This window comes from Helicobacter equorum, from assembly GCF_900198655.1.
Classification (GTDB): domain Bacteria; phylum Campylobacterota; class Campylobacteria; order Campylobacterales; family Helicobacteraceae; genus Helicobacter_F; species Helicobacter_F equorum.
In genome coordinates this window covers 1-3,409 of record NZ_FZPO01000075.1, presented here as the reverse complement: position 1 = coordinate 3,409, position 3,409 = coordinate 1, and the positions used below count along the sequence as shown (strand labels likewise).

At 34.6% G+C, this 3,409-nt stretch carries 4 protein-coding genes and 1 pseudogene; 4 read left to right on the top strand and 1 reads right to left on the bottom strand.

What is annotated here, in order from left to right:
- The 4 genes from C6H22_RS08385 to C6H22_RS08370 form a co-directional block, all read left to right on the top strand.
- On the top strand, positions 1 to 558 hold a 558-nt coding region (locus tag C6H22_RS08385), incomplete at its 5' end, for a YggS family pyridoxal phosphate-dependent enzyme (RefSeq protein ID WP_104694811.1).
- A gap of 90 nt (positions 559 to 648) precedes the next feature.
- The gene (locus C6H22_RS08985) at positions 649 to 1,380 is read left to right on the top strand and encodes a methyltransferase (protein WP_104694810.1); all 732 of its coding nucleotides are present in this window, start codon (positions 649 to 651) and stop codon (positions 1,378 to 1,380) included.
- Positions 1,381 to 1,405: 25 nt separating this feature from the next.
- Entirely contained in the window at positions 1,406 to 2,389 is a 984-nt protein-coding gene (locus C6H22_RS08375) for a polysaccharide deacetylase family protein (RefSeq protein ID WP_104694809.1), read from the top strand.
- Positions 2,390 to 2,411: 22 nt separating this feature from the next.
- Positions 2,412 to 3,230 (top strand): class I SAM-dependent methyltransferase, encoded by an 819-nt coding sequence (locus C6H22_RS08370; RefSeq protein WP_104694808.1) that lies wholly within the window; start codon positions 2,412 to 2,414, stop codon positions 3,228 to 3,230.
- A 33-nt stretch (positions 3,231 to 3,263) separates the two neighbouring features.
- On the opposite strand, the pseudogene C6H22_RS08740 reads toward C6H22_RS08370, so the two are convergent.
- Positions 3,264 to 3,409, bottom strand: a pseudogene (locus C6H22_RS08740) (hypothetical protein); the annotation flags it as partial.

The window sequence follows — 3,409 nt, the reverse complement described above, 5'->3', positions numbered from 1 at the left end:
GAGCAAATTACGCTTTTACACGAATGCGGACAAAGGGCGTTTGGTGAAAACAAAGTCCAAGACCTTAAGCAAAAAATACATATTTTAGAATCTCTACCGCTACAATGGCATATGATAGGCACTTTGCAAGAAAACAAAATTAACACACTTATTGATCTTAATCCTACTTTATTGCATTCACTAGATTCTCTAAAACTTGCCGTGGCATTACAAAAACGATTAGAAGCCAAAAGTAAGGTAATACGTGCTTTATTGCAACTCAATACATCTTTTGAATCTACCAAAAGTGGCGTATCACCAACACAAGCCAAAGAAACATATTTAGAGATTCTAGCACAATGCCCTAATATCAAGTTAGAAGGGGTGATGAGTATTGGGGCACATAGCACAGATTATAGGGCTATAGAAAAGAGTTTTGTGCTTGCTAAAGATGTGTTTGATTCACTCCAAGATGTGGGGGCAAAAACCCTTTCTATGGGCATGAGTGAGGATTTTGAGATCGCTATAGCATGTGGTGCAAACCTCGTGCGTATAGGCTCAAGACTTTTTAATTTCTAAGAGATCAAAAGGACTTTAAGCTGGGTTTTGATATAATGATGCAACGTAGTTTATAACAAGAGTTTGAAAACACCAAAACAAGGAGCAACAATGCGAAATTTATATAGCATTCCCTTACGTATCTTACGCAAGTTATATCATATCTTTATACCACGTATCAAGCGCATTACAAAACCGACAAAATGGTATAACCTTAGAAGTTTTGAGCCAGTATCTAGAGTTTTTGGCTTTGATCGGGGGACGCCGATTGATAGAATTTACCAAGAGGATTTTTTACGAACTTACGCTTCATATATTAAAGGTAATGTATGTGAGATTGCAGAGGATACCTATACCAAAAAGTTTGGACATAATGTTTCACAATCTCACGTCTTGCACTACACTAATGACAATAAAAAGGCTACTATTGTAGGAGACTTAACTAAATTTCATGATTTACCAAAAAATTCCCTAGATTGTTTTATTTGCACAGTTACATTGAATGTTATCTATGAGTATAAAAAAGCCATTGAAGGAATTTATCATATGCTATTAGGGGGGGGGGTAGCATTGGTCACAGTAACGGGAATAGCGCAAGTTTCTAGACATGATTACGATAATTGGGGAGATTATTGGCGTTTTATGGAAATGGGTATCAAACGAGATTTTGAAGAAGTCTTTGGTATAGGCAATGTGGAAACTATAGTGTATGGTAATCTTTTGGCTCTGATGGCAGAATTTCAAGGTATAGCAGCTGAAGAATTAACGCATGAAGAAATTATGCATAAAGACTTAGAGTATCCAATCATTATTGGAATTTTTGCCAAAAAACAAGAATTATAAAAATCTTAAAAGTGGGTAGGTAGTAATGAAACAAAGTTTGCGATCAAGGTTGAAAGGGTATATTGCCAAACAACTTTGGCAATTGGAATATAGCAGAAAAGTTTTTGAAGGTAATGCTGCTATACTTATGCTCCATAGGATTGCACCTATAGATTCAAATAAGCTCCCTATTAATGAGGCTCTTAAAGTTTCTCCTGAGTTTTTAGAAACTTTTATCAAAGAGGCAAAACAACAAGGGTATACTTTTGTGAGTCTCGATGAACTAACCTGCAATCTCAAGGATTCTAGATCATTTAACAAACTCCTTTGTATTACGATTGATGATGGCTACAAAGATAATTTAACGTATGGATATCCTATTTTTGATAGTTATCGTGTGCCATTTTGTATTTATATCTGCACCTCATTTCCGGAATCTACACATAATATGTGGTGGTTCGCTCTAGAAGATTATATTCTAGAAAATGATATATATATATATTCTACACAATCCATAAGCCAGAAAGAAAGTCTTTTTCTTGATCTACGCACTAAGATTATTCAAAATTCTAGCAGCTATACAGATTCCATGGCAATTTGTCAAGAGCTAGGTATTGTATATGATCCTAGAATTTATGATCACCTTACATTGAGCTGGGAAGATATAAGCTTTCTTGCTACAAATCCACTTGTGACGATTGGAAATCACACTCATACACACCCAGTTTTTAATCGTCTAACAATGCAAGATGTTAGTAATGATATTTTAAAGGCTCAAAAACTTTTTAATAAATACAATCTTGAACCCAAACATTTTGCCTATCCATTTGGTAGTAAAGTCGAGGTAGATTCTAAATATTTTACTATTCCTAAAGAATTAGGTTTCATAAGTGCTACGACAACAAGAATGGGAAGTATTTACCCTAAACACAGAGAATTCTTGTATGCTTTACCGCGTTTTATGTTAACTGATACTTTTAGCTTCAAGGATATTTATAAACCTAGGCGAAAAAGAATTGTTACATCCTAAATCAAAATTAAAGGAGTATTTTATGATAAAAATAGACTTGGACAAGATAGAACTAGAGTCAGATGATAAGGTAGCCTTACAGGCATTGCTAGATTCACAAGATCCTAATATTCATGATGATGTTGAGCAAATGTGGTATTTATTAAATAAAGTCTGGGAGGAAATGGGTTGTGATAACAAAAACATAGATTGGAATAAACTTGGGTTGTATTATGCTCATCCCGTGTGGGTTTTAAATGGACTTTTTACTCAATACGACAAACTTTCTTTCAGTATTCGAGAATCAATAGCTCACTATATCGCTAGCAAAAACTTTCAAAAAATTTGCGATTATGGTGGTGGATTTGGCACTCTTGCTGGAGAGATTGCTCGAGTTTGTCCAAATACAGAAATTGACATATATGAACCATTTCCAAGCGTATATGGAAAAAAATATATTCAGAATTTTCGCAATGTCAAATTCGTTGATGTATTAGATAAAGAAAAATATGATTGCTTGGTGAGCACCGATGTATTAGAACATGTTGATGATCCTATGCAAACTTTTGCACAAATGCTAGAATCTCTACAAATCGGTGGGGAGGCACTCATAGGAAATTGTTTTTACCCAGTAATAGAATGTCATTTGCCTAAAAACTTTCATTTTCGTTATACATTTGATTTTCTATCCAAAGCTTTTGGACTCACAAAACTTGGAAGAATTCAGGGCGCAGAATATGTGCAAATTTTTGTAAAAAATGAGAATACGCATTCTAAAAAGCTAATAAGGGGGGGGGGTAATAGTAAGCAAAATTATTTACCCATTTATACTTTCTTTGGAACCACTGCGACCGCTTGCTAGAATCTGCAAAAGAACAATCAAAAGACTTACATCCTAGAATCTCAAATATTTTCTAAGCCACGAGATATGTGAGTGATTATACAGGCTAAGTAAATAAATAGCACCCAAAGCTAAGGCACACCCTATCAGTGTGCGTATGTCAGGTATTTCATCAAGCAAGAAAAATGAAAAAATAAGTG

Bases quoted from the DNA above. Each gene is read 5' to 3' on its own strand.
- C6H22_RS08985 (WP_104694810.1), top strand. From the start codon at position 649: ATGCGAAATTTATATAGCATTCCCTTACGTATCTTACGCAAGTTATAT.
- C6H22_RS08375 (WP_104694809.1), top strand. From the start codon at position 1,406: ATGAAACAAAGTTTGCGATCAAGGTTGAAAGGGTATATTGCCAAACAA.
- C6H22_RS08370 (WP_104694808.1), top strand. From the start codon at position 2,412: ATGATAAAAATAGACTTGGACAAGATAGAACTAGAGTCAGATGATAAG.